The sequence below is a fragment of the Pseudomonas sp. GP01-A4 genome (genome assembly GCF_058780865.1).
This window is the reverse complement of sequence record NZ_JBYSWF010000103.1, coordinates 1-16,615: the sequence shown is the minus strand read 5'-3', so window position 1 is coordinate 16,615 and position 16,615 is coordinate 1. Positions and strand designations below refer to the sequence as shown.

Annotated in this window: 16 protein-coding genes; 11 read left to right on the top strand and 5 right to left on the bottom strand. The window is 61.6% G+C overall.

Features of this window, described 5'->3' with window-relative positions; translation table 11 throughout:
- The first annotated feature begins 188 nt into the window (after positions 1–188).
- The 4 genes from tauA to tauD are packed head-to-tail and all read left to right on the top strand — an operon-like array spanning position 189 to position 3,655.
- Positions 189–1,166: a taurine ABC transporter substrate-binding protein gene (tauA, locus tag AC3WKX_RS32285; RefSeq protein ID WP_003213167.1), complete on the top strand. Its 978-nt coding sequence runs from the start codon at positions 189–191 to the stop codon at positions 1,164–1,166.
- Positions 1,167–1,184: 18 nt separating this feature from the next.
- The gene (gene tauB / locus AC3WKX_RS32280; RefSeq protein ID WP_102605980.1) at positions 1,185–1,964 is read left to right on the top strand and encodes a taurine ABC transporter ATP-binding subunit; all 780 of its coding nucleotides are present in this window, start codon (positions 1,185–1,187) and stop codon (positions 1,962–1,964) included.
- Positions 1,961–2,797 (top strand): taurine ABC transporter permease TauC, encoded by an 837-nt coding sequence (gene tauC, locus AC3WKX_RS32275; protein ID WP_003213163.1) that lies wholly within the window; start codon positions 1,961–1,963, stop codon positions 2,795–2,797. The genes tauB and tauC overlap by 4 nt, the downstream gene beginning before the upstream one ends.
- A 21-nt stretch (positions 2,798–2,818) precedes the next feature.
- Positions 2,819–3,655, top strand: a complete 837-nt coding sequence (gene tauD, locus AC3WKX_RS32270) for a taurine dioxygenase (protein WP_003213162.1) — start codon at positions 2,819–2,821, stop codon at positions 3,653–3,655.
- Between the two features lie 147 nt (positions 3,656–3,802).
- Here the strand turns inward: tauD and mgrA are convergent, their stop codons facing one another.
- The 3 genes from mgrA to AC3WKX_RS32255 all read right to left on the bottom strand — a co-directional run bounded on the left by mgrA (position 3,803) and on the right by AC3WKX_RS32255 (position 7,330).
- Positions 3,803–4,840, bottom strand: coding sequence for an L-glyceraldehyde 3-phosphate reductase (gene mgrA / locus AC3WKX_RS32265; RefSeq protein WP_003211877.1), 1,038 nt, complete (start codon positions 4,838–4,840; stop codon positions 3,803–3,805).
- A gap of 109 nt (positions 4,841–4,949) precedes the next feature.
- Positions 4,950–6,278 (bottom strand): OprD family outer membrane porin, encoded by a 1,329-nt coding sequence (locus AC3WKX_RS32260; RefSeq protein ID WP_080673292.1) that lies wholly within the window; start codon positions 6,276–6,278, stop codon positions 4,950–4,952.
- A gap of 161 nt (positions 6,279–6,439) precedes the next feature.
- A complete protein-coding gene (locus AC3WKX_RS32255) occupies positions 6,440–7,330 on the bottom strand; it encodes a LysR family transcriptional regulator (RefSeq protein ID WP_102605981.1) in 891 nt (296 codons plus the stop codon).
- A gap of 119 nt (positions 7,331–7,449) precedes the next feature.
- Here AC3WKX_RS32255 and AC3WKX_RS32250 point away from each other — a divergent pair, with 119 nt between their 5' ends.
- Entirely contained in the window at positions 7,450–8,181 is a 732-nt protein-coding gene (locus AC3WKX_RS32250) for an SDR family oxidoreductase (protein WP_008435807.1), read from the top strand.
- A gap of 177 nt (positions 8,182–8,358) precedes the next feature.
- Positions 8,359–8,607 (top strand): hypothetical protein, encoded by a 249-nt coding sequence (locus tag AC3WKX_RS32245; RefSeq protein WP_003211868.1) that lies wholly within the window; start codon positions 8,359–8,361, stop codon positions 8,605–8,607.
- Positions 8,608–8,610: 3 nt separating this feature from the next.
- Here AC3WKX_RS32245 and betT read toward each other — a convergent pair whose 3' ends face one another.
- Together betT and epsC are read right to left on the bottom strand one after the other, a co-directional pair.
- A complete protein-coding gene (gene betT / locus AC3WKX_RS32240; RefSeq protein WP_003211865.1) occupies positions 8,611–10,572 on the bottom strand; it encodes a choline transporter BetT in 1,962 nt (653 codons plus the stop codon).
- Between the two features lie 449 nt (positions 10,573–11,021).
- Positions 11,022–11,948: a serine O-acetyltransferase EpsC gene (gene epsC / locus AC3WKX_RS32235; RefSeq protein WP_003211862.1), complete on the bottom strand. Its 927-nt coding sequence runs from the start codon at positions 11,946–11,948 to the stop codon at positions 11,022–11,024.
- Between the two features lie 166 nt (positions 11,949–12,114).
- Between epsC and AC3WKX_RS32230 the strand changes: the two genes are divergently transcribed.
- The 5 genes from AC3WKX_RS32230 to AC3WKX_RS32210 all read left to right on the top strand — a co-directional run.
- Entirely contained in the window at positions 12,115–13,107 is a 993-nt protein-coding gene (locus AC3WKX_RS32230; protein ID WP_008435811.1) for a D-cysteine desulfhydrase, read from the top strand.
- 231 nt (positions 13,108–13,338) lie between these two features.
- Positions 13,339–14,133, top strand: a complete 795-nt coding sequence (gene tcyJ / locus AC3WKX_RS32225; RefSeq protein ID WP_003211859.1) for a cystine ABC transporter substrate-binding protein — start codon at positions 13,339–13,341, stop codon at positions 14,131–14,133.
- The gene (gene tcyL, locus AC3WKX_RS32220; RefSeq protein WP_003211857.1) at positions 14,133–14,798 is read left to right on the top strand and encodes a cystine ABC transporter permease; all 666 of its coding nucleotides are present in this window, start codon (positions 14,133–14,135) and stop codon (positions 14,796–14,798) included. The genes tcyJ and tcyL overlap by 1 nt, the downstream gene beginning before the upstream one ends.
- 3 nt (positions 14,799–14,801) lie before the next feature.
- Positions 14,802–15,548, top strand: a complete 747-nt coding sequence (gene tcyN / locus AC3WKX_RS32215; RefSeq protein WP_102605982.1) for an L-cystine ABC transporter ATP-binding protein TcyN — start codon at positions 14,802–14,804, stop codon at positions 15,546–15,548.
- Positions 15,549–15,885: 337 nt separating this feature from the next.
- Positions 15,886–16,615: hypothetical protein (locus tag AC3WKX_RS32210; protein WP_102665796.1), on the top strand; the 730-nt coding region annotated here is incomplete at its 3' end.

Genomic DNA, 16,615 nt, shown 5'->3' with positions numbered 1-16,615 from the left:
ATGTATTCGGTGACTGATTCACCGCTTTCGCGAGCAAGCCCGCTCCCACATTTGGCCTATGCGCCTTCTAGCCTGGCGCGCGAGTTTCTCCTCATAAGCTAATTCGAAAATGTTATTTATTTTCGGATTCTTAGATCATTTAGTCTTCTCACACGCCGACCTCCGGCCGCCTGATGAGGACTTCCCCCTTGAAACTGCACTTCCCCCTTCGCCTCTTGGCGGCGTTGTCCCTGGCCGGTGCCAGCCTGTTTGCCCAGGCCGCCGACGTGACCATCGCTTACCAGACCACCGTTGACCCGGCGAAAGTCGCCCAGGCCGACGGCGCTTACGAAAAAGCCACCAACGCCAAGATCGACTGGCGCAAATTCGACAACGGTGCCGACATCATCGCCGCCATCGCTTCCGGTGACGTGCAGATCGGCTACCTGGGCTCCAGCCCGCTGACCGCTGCCGTGACCCGCAAGGTCCCGGTAGAAACTTTCCTGATCGCCACCCAGATCGGCGGTGCCGAGGCCCTGGTCGCCCGCAACGGTTCCGGGATCAACAGCCCGCAGGACCTGATCGGCAAGAAAGTCGCCGTGCCGTTCGTTTCCACCGGCCACTACAGCCTGCTGGCCGCGTTGAAGCACTGGAACATCGACCCGTCCAAAGTGACCATCCTCAACCTCGCCCCGCCGGCCATCATCGCCGCCTGGAAACGTGGTGATATCGACGCCACCTACGTGTGGGACCCAGCGCTTGGCGTAGCCAAGGAAAACGGCAAGGTGCTGATCACCTCCGGCGAACTGGCCAAGTTCGGCGCGCCGACCTTCGATGCCTGGATCGTGCGTAAGGATTTCGCCGAGAAGCACCCGGAAATCGTCACGGCTTTTGCCAAGGTCACCCTGGATGCCTACGCCGCTTACCGCAAAGACCCACAAGCCTGGCTGGCTGACAAAGGCAACGTCGACAAACTGGTGAAGCTCTCCGGGGCCAAGGCCAGCGACATTCCGCTGCTGCTGCAAGGCAACGTCTACCCGCTGGCGGCTGACCAGGTCACCCTGCTCGGCGCACCGACCACCAAGGCTGTCACCGATACCGCCGCGTTCCTCAAGGAACAAGGCAAGGTCGACGCCGTACTGCCGGACTACGCCCCGTACGTCAGCCCGAAGTTCATCACTAACTGATACCAGGAGTTAACCGCGATGGCCTTGCTACAACTGGAGCGCATCAGCGCACAGTACCCAGGCAGCCCGGAGCCAGTACTGGCAGATATTTCCCTGAGCCTTGGGCCCCAGCAATTGCTGGTGGCCCTCGGCCCTTCCGGCAGTGGCAAGACTTCGCTGTTGAACCTGATTGCCGGCTTTGTCGAACCCAGCGCCGGGCGCATCACCCTTGACGGTGTGCCGGTAAAAGGACCGAGCGCCGAACGCGGCGTGGTGTTCCAGGACGACGCCCTGCTGCCCTGGCAGGACGTGCTGGCCAACGTCGGCTTCGGCCTGGAGTTGGCAGGCGTGCCCAAGGACCAGCGGGAAATCCGCGCCCGGGAAATGCTCGCCCTGGTGGACCTCGCCGGTTTCGACAGTCGTCGTATCTGGCAACTCTCCGGTGGCCAGAAGCAACGTGTCGGCCTGGCCCGTGCATTGGCTGCCGACCCCCGCGTACTGCTGATGGACGAACCCTTCGGCGCCCTTGATGCCTTCACCCGCGAACAGATGCAGGAGCTGTTGCTGCAAGTCTGGCGGCGCACGGCCAAACCGGTATTCCTGATTACCCATGACATCGAAGAAGCGGTGTTCCTCGCCACGGATTTGATTCTGCTGGCACCCAACCCCGGCCAGATCGTCGAGCGCCTGAGCCTGGACTTCGGCCAGCGCTACGCCGCCGGTGAGTCGGCACGCGCGATCAAGTCCGACCCGCGCTTTATCGAAACCCGCGAACACGTGCTGGGCAAGGTGTTCGCCCAACGGCAGGTGTCCGCATGAGCAGTTACGAATTACCGGCCACGGCCACCAAGCCGGCGAGCAAACCCGTCGTGCCCGTACGCCGCAGCCTGAGCACCCGCTGGATCAGCGTGCTGACCCTGGTGACCCTGGTTGCCATCTGGTGGGCCGTGACCGCCAGCGGGCTGATCGAGCCGCTGTTCCTGCCACCGCCTTCGGCCGTGCTGCAAAAAGGCTGGCTGCTGGCGACCACCGGCTACATGGATTCCACCCTGTGGCAGCACCTGGGCGCGAGCCTCAAGCGCATCGGCCTGGGCCTCGGCTTTGCCGTGCTGACCGCCGTGCCGGTGGGGATTGCCATTGGTTCCAACCGCATCGCCCGGGGCATTCTCGACCCGCTGATCGAGTTCTACCGGCCGATTCCACCACTGGCTTACCTGCCGCTGATCGTGATCTGGTGCGGCATCGGCGAGCTGTCCAAAGTACTGCTGATCTACCTGGCGATTTTCGCGCCGATTGCCATCGCGACCGCCACCGGCGTACGTACCGTCGACCCGGCCAAACTGCGCGCTGCGCAGTCGTTGGGCGCTACCCGGGCACAACTGATTCGCCATGTGATCCTGCCGAGCGCCCTGCCCGACATCCTCACCGGCGTGCGGATTGGCCTGGGCGTGGGTTGGTCGACCCTGGTAGCCGCAGAATTGATCGCGGCCACCAGCGGCCTGGGCTTCATGGTGCAGTCCGCGGCGCAATTCCTGGTCACCGACGTGGTGGTGCTGGGGATTCTGGTGATCGCGCTGATCGCCTTCGCCATGGAAATGGGCTTGCGTGCCCTGCAGCGCAAATTGGTGCCGTGGCATGGCCAGGCACACTGAAAAATTTTCGACGAGAATCCCATGAGCAGCCTGACCGTAACACCTCTCAGCACCGCCCTTGGCGCCCAGATCAGTGGCGTCGACATCACCCAACCGCTGAACATTGAAGACCGCGACGCCATCGAACAGGCGCTGCTCAAGCATTCGGTGCTGTTCTTCCGTAACCAGCCAATCAACCCGCAGCAACAGGCGCGGTTCGCGGCGAATTTCGGCGACCTGCACATTCACCCGATCTACCCCAATGTGCCGGAGCAGCCTGAAGTGCTGATCCTCGACACCGCCGTGACCGACGTGCGCGACAACGCCATCTGGCACACCGATGTGACCTTCCTGCCCACCCCGGCCCTCGGTGCGGTACTGAGCGCCAAGCTGCTGCCGGAGTTTGGTGGCGATACGTTGTGGGCCAGCGGGATTGCCGCGTATGAGGCGCTGTCCGAGCCGTTCAAGAAACTGTTGGACGGTTTGACGGCAACCCATGACTTCACCCGCTCCTTCCCGCTGGAGCGTTATGGCAACACGCCGGAAGATTTGGCGCGCTGGGAAGAAGCCCGGCGCAAGAACCCGCCGCTGTCCCATCCGGTGATTCGTACGCATCCGGTGAGCGGGCGTAAGTCGCTGTTCGTCAGCGAGGGGTTCACCAGCAAGATCAACGAACTGGAGCCGGCGGAAAGCGACGTGGTGTTGAAGCTGCTGTTTGCCCATGCAACACGGCCGGAATTCACCATTCGCTGGCGTTGGCAGGAAAATGACGTGGCGTTCTGGGATAACCGCGTGACCCAGCATTACGCGGTTGATGATTACCGGCCGCAGCGGCGGGTGATGCATCGGGCGACGATTCTTGGAGATGTGCCGTTCTAGCAGGCACACCACAAATCAAATGTGGGAGCGGGCTTGCTCGCGAAAGCGGTGAATCAGTCGACATATCCAGTGACTGACACTCCGCTTTCGCGAGCAAGCCCGCTCCCACATTGGGTAGAGGTTGATGCAGGAATCGGGCTCTACCGCTTATTCAGCCGTAGACGGCTTCTCCCACAGGTTAATCCCGCCTTCCTGGGCAAACCGATCAATCTCCGCCAGTTCCTGCGCGCTGAAGCTCAGGTTCTGCAACGCACCGACGTTTTCAATGATCTGCTCCGGCCGGCTCGCGCCGATCAGGGCGCTGGTGACCCGTGGATCACGCAACGTCCACGCCAACGCCATCTGCGCCAGGCTCTGGCCACGGCGCTTGGCAATTTCATTCAGCGCGCGGGCGTGGGCGATGTTGGCCTCGGACAAGTGCTTGGCCTGCAACGAACCACCCCCCGGACGATTGACCCGCGCATCCGCCGGTACGCCGTTGAGGTATTTGTCGGTCAGCAGGCCCTGGGCCAATGGCGTGAACGCGATCACCCCGGCACCGAGTTCTTCGGTGACGTCCAGCAGGTCTTTTTCCACCCAGCGGTTGAGCAGGTTGTAGGCCGGCTGGTGGATCAGCAGCGGGACTTTCCACTCCTGGAGCAGCGCCGCAATTTCCCGGGTTTTCACGCCGGAGTAGGACGAGATCCCGATGTACAACGCCTTGCCCTGTTGCACGGCGGTGGCCAGTGCGCTGGCGGTTTCTTCCAGCGGGGTGTCGGCATCAAAACGGTGGGAGTAGAAGATGTCCACGTAGTCGACGCCCAGGCGTTGCAGGCTCTGGTCGAGGCTCGCCAGCACGTACTTGCGCGAACCGCCGCCCTGGCCATAAGGGCCCGGCCACATGTCCCAGCCCGCCTTGCTGGAGATGATCAGTTCATCGCGGTAATGCTTGAAGTCTTCCCGCAGCAAACGGCCGAAGTTGATCTCGGCGCTGCCGTATGGAGGGCCGTAGTTGTTGGCCAGGTCGAAGTGGTTGATACCCAGGTCGAACGCGGTGCGCAGCAAGGCGCGCTGGGTGTCGATCGGGGTGCTGTCGCCAAAGTTGTGCCACAGCCCCAGGGACAGTGCCGGCAGCACCAGTCCGCTGCGACCTACGCGGCGGTAAGGAATAGATTCATAGCGGTTTTCGGCAGCAATGTAAGTCATCGAATCCTCTCTTGGACTTGGGGCAAATAAGGCCCGGGAATAAGCATATTCCCGGGCCTTTTAAGCAGCTGAATCGCTTAAGTCTGCCTATCCCTTTTACAGCAAAGTCCTACCAGAGTGGAACGACGTAGCTTACATAGAAGCGGTTTTCATCTTGCACCGTGGCACCGGTGATATCCGGGCTGGCGTGGGCATTTCGCCAGGTTACGCCGAGGCCTTTGAGGGTGCCGGTGGGCACCTGGTAAGCCACGGTGACGTTACGTTCCCATTCACTGGTAGTGCCTTGGGTGGTGCGGATGTCATCACCGTGTGCGTAGGACGTGGCGAAGGTCAGGCCGTTAAGGCCGAGTTTGCCGAAGTCATATTTGTACTGCGCCAGCCAGGTGCGCTCGCCGGCATGCTGGAATTTGTTCAGTTGCATGTTGGTGAGTGCCGGGGTGTCGGCGCCCGAGCCCGGGCCCTGGTTGCTGGCACCGCTGTTCAGGCCGGAATCCAGGTACGGGAAGTCGCTGTCGCCGCTGTTTTTCTGGATGCCCAGGCCGACGGTATGGCCGTCCAGGCTGTAGCTTTCCAACAGGCTGACGGTGGACTGGTTGATGCGGCCCTTGGAGGTGCCATCGCCGTAGAGACCCGCAGCCGAATAGTCTTTGTCGCCCGCAGCGTTTTCACCCACACCCAGGCTGCGGTACAGGCGCACGTCGGTGTCGATCGCGCCGACAGGCAAGGCGTCATGACGCTTGGCACCGAGGAAGAACTGCTGGTAGTAATCCTCAAGGTTGGAGTACCACAGGCTGACGGTGGTGTCCGGCAAACCTTTGTAGTCCGCGCCGCCGTAGAGGAAGCGATCGCTCTCTTTGGTGCCGCCGGCGGTGATCATGCCCTGGTCGCCGGTTTCGTTGCGGATCTTGGTCTTGAGGATGTCACCGGCGGTAAAGGTGAAGTCGGTCAAGTCCTTGGAAACCAACTGCACGCCGGTGTTGGTCTGCTGGTACAGGCGGCCGTCGGTGTTGGCCAGCACCGGGTTGTTGCCGTACAGCGTACCCACGCGCAATTCATCCTGGGCGAAGCGCATCTTGAAGGTCGGGCTGAGCACGCCGAACTGGTCGGCCGACTTGCCGTTATCCAGCGGGAACATGCTGCCGGGGTAGCGGCCCTGGTGATCCTTGTCATTGAGGTCGCCGCCGGAGTCCAGTTTCAAACCGTAGAACGCCTGCAGGTCCAGGCCAAAGCCCACCGGCCCATCGGTGTAGCCGGACTTGAAGTTGAACTCAAAACCCTGGCCCCAATCGCGGATGCTGTGGGCCTTGTTATTGCTGTTCACCACATCCCGCCCCTGCTGGTTGAGGTAGCGGTTGAGCAGGGTCACGTCGGCGTGGCTGTCATCGATAAAATCGGCGTGGGCGGACAGCATAAAGCTCGCCATGGCGGCACCCACCATGGGGCTTAATAACGTCTTCATTGGTACCGGTCTCCGTCACTGTTCTGAAATGAAAGCGTCAAACGCTTCACACAATTAGGCGATGGCCATGTGACAGTTCGGAGTCAAAACACCCTTTACCCGGATGAAATTAAATTTAAGAAACCCAGTAAAGACGCGGGTTAGCGGGCAGTGGCGAAGATTTCGGCGAGCCAATCGACGAACACTCGCACCCTCGGCGACATGTGTCGGTTTTGCGGGTAGAGCACCGAAACCGGCATGGGCGGCGGTGGTGTATCAATGAGGATTTCCTGCATCACGCCCTGGTTGATCAGCTCGGCGATGCGGTAGTGCGGGCACTGGATAATGCCCAGTCCGGCGACTGCGCTGGCGGCATAAATCTCTGCGCCGAACACCGACAGTGCCCCCTCGATCGTCACTTCCTGCACCTGGCCGTCGACCATGAACTCGAAGGGGAACAGCTTCGCGGTGGTGCGTGAAACATAGTTCACCGCACGGTGCTCGCCCAGGTCGGCGAGGCGCTTCGGCTCGCCGTATTTGCGCATGTAGGCCGGGCTCGCGCAGGTCACCTGGCGCAGCGTCGCAACCCGGCGACCGATCAACGCCGAATCCCCCAGGGTGCCCGCCCGCAGCACACAATCCACGCCTTCGGCGATCAGGTCGACGAAGCGGTCCGCCTCGCTGATGGACAGCTCGATTTCCGGGTAGCGCGCCATGAATTGCGGCAGCGCCGGGATCACGAAGTACTTGGCCAGGGTGCCGTGCAAATCCACCCGCAGGCGGCCCTTGGGGGCCACCGAGCGGAAGGCCAGTTCCGCCTCTTCCAGCTCCGCCAGCAGTTGGACACAGCGCAGGTAATAGGCCTCGCCATCCAGCGTGGGGCGGACGCGGCGGGTGCTGCGCTCAAGCAACCGCGTGCCGAGCCAGGCCTCGAACTGGTTGAGGGTGTGGGTCAGGGTGGCGCGCGGCAGGTTCAGGTCATCGGCCGCCAGCGTGAAGCTGCTGCGTTCGTAAATCCTCACGAACACTTTCATCGCTTTGACCTGGTCCACGGCGCGTCTCCATTGTTGGCGATTCTTGAACAGTCAAGGCAACTCTGGCGCATTTATCGGCCTGGGTAAACATGTGAATCTGCTTCCACACCCAACCACTGCCCCAAGGAAACCCGATCATGACTACCCAAGTTGCTATCGTTACCGGCGCCTCACGCGGCATCGGCGCCGTGGTTGCCAGACAACTGGCCGCCGACGGTTATGCCGTCGCCATCAACTACGCCAACAGCGCCACCGAAGCGTCAAGGCTGGTAGTGGAGTTGCGCCAGGCCGGCCACCAAGCCATAGCGATCCAGGGCGACGTGGCCAGCGCCGCCGACGTCAAGCGCCTGTTCGACGAGACCGAAGCCCAGCTGGGCAAGGTTGATGTGCTGATCAACAACGCCGGGATCCTCAAGGTGCTGCCGCTGGCCCAACACAGCGATGAGCTCTACAACCAGAACTTCGACATCCATACCCGCGGCACCTTCAACGCCCTGCGTGAAGCCGCCACCCGCCTGAACGACGGCGGGCGCATCGTCAATTTCTCCAGCAGCACCGTCGGCCTCAACTTCCCCGGTTATGCGGTGTACATCGCCAGCAAGGCAGCGGTGGAATCCCTGACCCAGGTGTTCGCCAAGGAAATGCGCGGCCGGCGCATCACCGTCAACGCCGTTGCCCCGGGGCCGGTGGCGACCGAACTGTTCCTGCATGGCAAAAGCGAAGAGCAGATCCAGGGCCTGGCCAAGATGGCACCCCTGGAACGCCTGGGCCAACCGGAAGATATCGCCCGCGTGGTGGCGTTCCTGGTGAGCCCGGCCGGTGGTTGGGTGAACGGGCAAATCCTGCGGGCCAATGGTGGTTTGGTCTGAAGGCCACGCAGCACTCACTCTACGACGCACTAATATTGTGGCGAGGGAGCTTGCTCCCGCTGGAGTGCGCAGCGCTCCCATCTTTTTTGGGGCCGCTGTGCAGCCCAGCGGGAGCAAGCTCCCTCGCCACAGGTTTGCTGTTCACGGAAAATCAGCGGGTATCAGGAGACTTCAGATATGCACACCGCCCTCGTCATCACCGCCGGCCTGATCCTCCTCGCGCTGATGCTGTTCATCGGCCAAAAGCTGGGCGTCAGCCGGCACATTCTGGCCTACAGCTTTGTCGGGATCTGGCTGGTGGTGTCGGTGGTGAACGGCGCGGTAGGTGTGGTCACTGCCGGCCAGCCCCTGGTCTCGGAGCTGGTGATCGGCAGCGGGGTATTCGGTGCGCCGTTGGTGGCACTGGCCCTGTTTATCAGGGCCTGAGCCTTAACGAACCAGGTGCAGGAACTGCATGTGCCGTTCGTACTGGTCGAGGATGTCGTTGATGATCTGCTCCTTGGTGTAGCCCACCAGATCGTAGTCCTGACTGCCCTCGCTCAAGTGCACTTCCGCCCGGTAGTAGCGGCGGTTGTTGAGCTGCTTGGAACCCATGCCGCCCCGTGCGAATGACGGGGTGAAATAGCCGCGCATCTGCACCTGATACACAAACGGGTGCTGCTCGCCGTGGCCGATCTCCAGGCTGACGCTGTCGTTGGCCGGGTCAGGCTGGGTGACGACGTTGAGGCCTTTTTCGACAAACACCGCCGTCACTTCTTCGATGGCCGGACGCACCGTGGTCTCGAGGAAACGGTACACCTCATCCCGTGACGGAAAATGCACCGCCTGGCTCAGGCGCTGGCGCCAACCGCCCGTGCCCTTGCGTGACCCCGATACCGGCGCGAGGGAATGCATCTGCGCAATCTGCTTCTGCGACTCAAGGTAGAACGCCTTGTGCAGCCCCCACATCATCAGCAGCAGGATCATCGAGAACGGTAGCGAGGTCAGGACCACGGCCGACTTGAGCGAGTCGATGCTGCCGGCAAACAGCAGCGCGCTGGTCACCAACGCGGTCATCGCGCCCCAGAACACCCGCAGCCACTTCGGCCCGTCTTCATCGGCGTTGCCGCCTTTGGCCGACAAGGTCGAGAGCACCACCGTGCCGGAGTCGGCCGAGGTGACGAAGAACACGAAGCTGATAAACACCGTGACCGCGATAACGGTCTTGCTCCACGGGTAGGTTTCCAGCAGCAGGTAGAGGCTCATCGACGGGTCATCAATGGCCGACTGTCCCAGCGCCGTGAGGCCGTGGTTGAGCACCTGGTCGATGGCGCTGTTGCCGAAGATCGACATCCACGCCAGGGTGAAGCCCAGCGGGATCAACAGCACGCCGAACACGAATTCACGGATGGTACGACCGCGGGAAATGCGCGCGATAAACAGGCCTACGAACGGCGACCATGCGATCCACCAGGCCCAATAGAACACGGTCCAGCCGCCCAGCCAGTCGCTCGGTTTGTCGTAGGCGTAGAGGTCGAAACTCTTGGTCGGCAAGGCGCCGAGGTAGTCGCCGATGTTCTGGATCAGGGTGTTGAGCAAGTGCTGGGTAGGGCCGGCGAACAACACGAACAGCAGCAGCGCACAGGCCAGCAGCATGTTGATGTCGGACATCACCCGCACGCCTTTATCGACACCGGAGACCGCCACCAGGATCGCCGCGCCCATCATCAAGGTGATGAGGCCGACCTGGATCCACTGGGTGTGGGCCACGCCGAACAGGTAATCGAGCCCGGAGTTGAGGTGCAACACGCCAAAGCCCATGTCGGCGCCGAGGCCGAACACCGTGGCGATGATGCCGAAGCCGTCCACCGCATAACCGATGGGGCCGTTGATGCGCTTGCCGATCAGCGGGTACAGCGCCGAGCGCAACGCCAGCGGCAGGTTATGCCGGTAGGCGAAGTACGCCAGGGCCATGCCGACGAAGGCGAACACGCCCCAGCCATGCAGGCCCCAGTGCAGAAACAGGATCTGCATGGCCTGGCGCGCCGCGTCACCGTTCAGGGCCTCTCCCTGGGGCGGTTGCACCAGGTGAGTCAGGGGTTCGGACACGCAGAAGAAAAACAGCGTGATGCTGATCCCGGCGGCGAACAGCATGCCGGCCCAGGACAGGTAACTGAATTCGGGCTCGTCGTGGTCGGCACCGAGTTTGATCTTGCCGTAGCCCGATAACGCGGTGACCACCACGAAGACCAGATACAGGGTCATCGCCAGCATGTAGTACCAGCCGACCGTGTTGGCCGCCCAGTTTTGTGCGGCCAGCAGCCAGGCGCCGGCTTGTTCGGGAATCGCGATGACGGTCAGGCCGAACAGCAGGATGAAGCTCGCGGCGAAGTAAAACACCGGCGGATTCATGCGGACCAGACCGCTGGAAGGTGTGGACGATGCACTCATGTAGGGCGCACCTCAAGGGTATGGGATGTGGCTGTAAAAAACGGACTCAGCAAAGGTAAGCCTCCTGTTGTGAGCGGGCAGCGAACCACCGATTTAACTTGAACGAACAGTCAAGTTAAACATGGATAGGGGTTTGAGGACTAATCGCAGGGCCGAGTGGTAGGTGTTTCCTACACTAGCTCAAGGAAAGGTATGACGTATGGGGATGACGAAACGTTCAGCGATTGCTGAGTGAAATACGGCTCGAATTTGGGTAGTGCGGCTCAAATTTGGAATGCAGACAAAATGTGGGAGCGGGCTTGCTCGCGAATGCGGCGTGTCAGCCAACACTTCTGGCGACTGATACACCGCATTCGCGAGCAAGCCCGCTCCCACATTGGATCTGTGTGATCGTTAGAGAGGGCGCTGCTCTATTTCTGCGTCCCATCATCATGCTGCAGATTCGCCTGGGTCAGGTTCGCCCCCGCCGGCACACTGCGCGTCAGCCACACATTGCCGCCAATGGTCGAGCCCTTGCCGATGGTAATCCGCCCCAGGATCGTCGCCCCGGCGTAGATCACCACATCATCCTCGACAATCGGATGCCGCGGATGGCCTTTCTGCAATTGCCCATCCTCATCCGCCGGGAAACGCTTGGCGCCCAATGTCACGGCCTGGTAGATCCGTACCCGCTCGCCGATGATCGCCGTCTCGCCAATCACCACACCCGTCCCGTGGTCGATAAAGAAGCTCGGGCCGATCTGCGCGCCCGGGTGAATATCAATCCCGGTCGCCGAATGCGCGATTTCCGCGCTGATGCGCGCCAGCAACGGCAAGCCTGCCCGATACAAGTGGTGCGCCAGGCGATGGTGAATCACCGCCAAAATCCCCGGGTAGCACAACAGCACTTCATCCACGCTGCGCGCCGCCGGGTCGCCGTGGTAGGCGGCGAGCACGTCGGTGTCCAACAGGCTGCGCAAGCCTGGCAACGCCAGGGCGAAATCCTGGATCAGGTGGATGGCATGGGCGTCGACTTCACTGTCATCCTGGCCACCTTGCCGCGCGGCATACCGCAGCTCCAGGCGCGCCTGGGCGAGCAATGCATTCAGCGCCACATCCAGGGTGTGGCCGACGTAGAAGTCTTCACTTTCTTCACGCAGGTCCACCGGCCCCAGACGCATGGGGAACAGAGCACCACACAACGCCTCGAGAATCTGCGCCACGGCTTCCCGTGAAGGCAGCTCGCGCCCGCCCTGCTCGCCGCTGACCCGGCCGTTGCGGGTGCGCCACTGGTCCCGGGCGCTGCGCAGCTGGCTGACGATGGTCTGTAATTGCCAATGACTGGAACGCTCACTCACGGTCTTCACTCCTGACGAAATGCCCATCACTTTACGGCAAGGAACCTGAGCGTCCTTAAGAACCAATAGTGCAATGCTAATAACCCGTCGACATAAGCGATTGGCGGTTGCCGACGCAAAAGTGCCTGCCTATAGTCCCAGCATCTCTGACCACCCGTGCGTAGCCATGATCAAACAACAGCTCGACCGCTTTAACCGTCTGGAACTGCTGGGCGGCGCCACCGCCCTGGAAAAACTCGAGCGGCTGTCGGCCTGGCTGGGGCGTGACGTCTACGTCAAACGCGACGACACAACGCCGCTGGCGATGGGCGGCAACAAGCTGCGCAAACTTGAATACCTCGCCGCCGATGCGCTGGCCCAGGGTGCCGACACCCTGGTGACCGCCGGCGCGATCCAGTCCAACCATGTACGCCAGACCGCTGCGCTGGCCGCCAAGCTGGGCCTGGGCTGCGTTGCCCTGCTGGAAAACCCGACGGGCACCGAAGACCCCAACTACCTGGCCAACGGCAACCGCCTGTTGCTGGAGCTGTTCGACGCCAAGGTCGAGTTGGTGGAGAACCTGGACAACGTCGACGACCAGCTCAACGCCCTCGCCGACCGCCTGCGCAGCAACGGCAAGAAGCCGTACCTGGTGCCCATCGGCGGCTCCAACGCCCTCGGCGCCCTGGGTTACGTGCGCGCCGGGCTGGAACTGGCCGGGCAGATTGAAGACAGCGGCATCCCGTTCTCCACCGTGGTCCTGGCCTCCGGCAGCGCCGGCACCCACAGCGGCCTGGCCCTGGCCCTGGCCGAAGTGCTGCCCGAGCTGCAAGTGATTGGCATCACGGTGTCCCGTACCGACGAAGCCCAGCGCCCCAAGGTGCAGGGCCTGGCCGAACGTACGGCCGAATTGCTCGGCGTGCCGCTGCCGGACGCGTTCAAGGTGATCCTGTGGGACGAGTACTTCGCCCCCCGTTATGGCGAGCCGAGTGCCGGCACGCTGGCGGCGATCAAGCTGGTAGCGAGCCAGGAAGGCCTGCTGCTGGACCCGGTCTACACGGGCAAGGCCATGGCCGGGTTGCTGGATGGCATTGGACGCCAGCGCTTTGAAGAGGGGCCGATCATCTTCCTGCACACGGGTGGCGCACCGGCGTTGTTTGCCTATGATTCGAGCTTTTGATATTCCATAAAGAAATATCAATCTGATTTTATATTATTTTCAAGTCTTAAAAACCGGCTTTATAGTCGCGCCGTAGGCGAGCTTGATGGCGATACGCATGACTGGGCAGATCCAAAACACCGAGTTGATGCAATCGCGGGCAAGCCCGGCTCCCACACACGGCGCTTTTAAGGCAGGATACGACTACCGCGTCACCTGCATCGCTCAACATAAAAAACACAGGGGCTCTTCATGACTATTTCCGTATTCCGTCGCACGTTACTGGTTGGCACATTGGGGCTGGCGCTTGGCGCCGGGTGGCTCGGTCAGGCAGTTGCCGGCGAGCAGTTGGACAACATCAAGAAAGCCGGCGAAATCAAGATTGGCCTGGAAGGCACCTACCCGCCGTTCAGCTTCGTCGATGAAAGCGGCAAGCTCAGCGGTTTCGAGGTCGAGTTGTCTGAAGCGCTGGCCAAGAAGCTGGGCGTCAAGGTCAAGCTGCAAGCCACGCCGTGGGATGGCATCCTCGCCGCCCTGGAATCCAAGCGCCTGGACGCGGTCGTCAACCAGGTGACCATCTCCGATGCGCGCAAGGAAAAGTATGACTTCTCCAAGCCTTACACCGTTTCCGGGATCCAGGCGCTGACCCTGGCGAAGAACGTCGACACCATCAAGACCGCCGACGACCTGGCCGGCAAGAAAATCGGTGTGGGCCTGGGCACCAACTACGAACAATGGCTCAAGGAAAACCAACCGAAAGCCATCGTCAAAACCTACAACGATGACCCAACCAAGTTCCAGGACCTGCGCATCGGCCGTGTCGACGCCATCCTGATCGACCGCCTCGCCGCGCTGGAATACGCCAAGAAAGCCAAGGACACCGCCGCTGCCGGTGCTGCTTTCTCCCGTCAGGAAGCCGGTATTGCCCTGCGCAAAGGCGAGCCTGAACTGCTGGCCGCCGTGAACAAGGCTCTGGACGAACTGCGCGCCGACGGTACCTTGAAGAAGCTGTCCGAGAAGTACTTCAACGCTGACGTTACTCAATAATGGAAGCAGGTTTCCAACTCGCGCTGGACTCCGCGCCCTTTCTGCTCAAGGGCGCGTACTTCACGGTCATCCTTAGCCTCGGCGGGATGTTTTTCGGCTTGCTGCTGGGCTTCGGCCTGGCCTTGATGCGCCTGTCGCGCTTCAAGCTGTTGAGCTGGACCGCCCGCGTCTACGTGTCGTTCTTTCGCGGCACGCCCTTGCTGGTACAGCTGTTCCTGATCTACTACGGCTTGCCGCAAGTGGGCATCGAGCTGGATCCGATCCCGGCGGCCATGATCGGCTTCTCGCTGAACATGGCTGCTTATGCCTGTGAAATCCTGCGTGCCGCCATCGGTTCCATCGAGCGCGGCCAGTGGGAAGCTGCGGCCAGTATCGGCATGACCCGTGCGCAGACCCTGCGCCGGGCCATCCTGCCGCAGGCCATGCGCACGGCCTTGCCGCCGCTGGGCAACAGCTTTATTTCCCTGGTCAAGGACACTGCCCTGGCCGCCACCATCCAGGTGCCGGAGCTGTTCCGCCAGGCGCAATTGGTCTCGGCCCGTACCTTCGAAATTTTCACCATGTATCTGTCCGCCGCCTTGATCTACTGGATTCTTGCCAGCGTCCTGGCGCACGTGCAAAACCGCCTGGAAGCACGAGTCAACCGGCATGACCTGGAGTCTTGAAGCATGATCGTGGTTGAAAAACTGACCAAACAATTCAAGGGTCAGGTGGTGCTTAACGGGATCGACCTTGAGGTCAAGGAAGGCGAAGTCGTCGCCATCATCGGCCCCAGCGGTTCCGGCAAGACCACCTTGCTGCGCTGCCTGAATTTCCTCGAAGAACCCACCAGTGGCCGAATCAAGGTCGGTGACATCGAGATCGACAGCAGCCGCCCGCTCAACCAACAGCAAAGCATGGTGCGGCGCCTGCGCCAGCACGTGGGTTTTGTGTTCCAGAACTTCAACCTGTTCCCGCACCGCACGGCCCTGGAGAACGTCATCGAAGGCCCGATCGTGGTCAAGAAGATGCCCCGGGCCGCCGCAGATGCCCTGGGCCGCAAGCTATTGGCCCGGGTCGGCCTGGCAGGCAAGGAAGACGCCTACCCACGCCGCCTCTCCGGTGGGCAGCAGCAACGGGTGGCCATTGCCCGGGCCCTGGCGATGGAGCCGGAGGTGATCCTGTTCGATGAGCCGACTTCGGCCCTGGACCCGGAGCTGGTAGGCGAAGTACTGGCGACCATTCGCAGCCTCGCGGAAGAAAACCGCACCATGGTCATCGTGACCCACGAAATGAGTTTCGCCCGGGATGTGGCCAACCGGGTGATCTTCTTCGACAAGGGCGTCATTGTTGAACAAGGCGAAGCCAAGGCGCTGTTTGCCAACCCGAAAGAAGAACGTACCCGGCAGTTTCTCAGCAAGTTCATCAACAACTAACTTGCGCCGATTCATTGTAAGAAGCTTCGCTTTATAGAGTTGCCGAAAGGCAACTCGCCTCTTTAGTGTTTTTGGGGAAACACCCTTTATTCATTGGGTAAAAGTCACCCTGAAGCACGCACTTGCAGCGCCCTCCCAGTAAGACCCTTCTGAATATTCCATAACCCCCTGTTTGCCCCGCCCAGCCTCTTGACGCCAACTAACCAAGCCTCTTATCTAACGCCAAGAGGATTGGATCCATTCTGGTTTTTTATTAAATCGTTTCTTTCGGACTACGTCGCCTGCCCGCGCCTGATGTCCGGAACGATTGCTGCTGGCTGCACCAAGGAGATTATTTATGAAGCGTATTTCCACCCAGGCGCTGCTCACTGCCCCGACCTTGCCCCAGGCCCATCGAGAAGGCATCAATGCCCTCGCTGCGACAAACCTGCAGGTCGATATCGCGCCTTACTGCGGCATGGACGAGGGCGACCTGATCGAGTTGTTCTGGAACAACTGCTTTGCCGCCTCCCGGCGCATCACCGCCGGCAAGATCGGCATGCCCACCAGCCTGCGAGTGCCGGAAAGCTTTGTGCAAAATGGCCCGGCACGGATTCATTACCGGGTCATGCAGGTCGGCCACGGCCCGGCACGCTCGGCCATCACCCGGGTGCAGGTCAAGACCGACTACCCCGGCGGCATGCCCTCGGCACTGAGCCTTGATGAAAACCAGAACCTGGCCGCCGTCAGCCTGCCCGAGACCATCCGTCGCCATGGCGTCAACAGCAGCCAGATCCGCCGTGGCGTGCCCCTGACCATCGAGCCGTACCTGAACATGGCGACCGATGACGAGATCACCCTGCGCTGGGGTGACGTGCGCCTGGACCTGCCGAGCATCCAGGCTGGCGATGTGGGCAAGGCGGTGCAGGTGTGGGTGCCGTCGGCCATCATTGTCGAGGCTGGGGACGACCATCGCCTCGAAGTGACCTACTGCATTCTCGACCGGGTCGGCAACAATTCAAGCTGGGCGCCAGCCCGCATCCTGCGCATCGCCGCGCTCGCTCCCCAGGCCCCGACCAGCCCCGCCA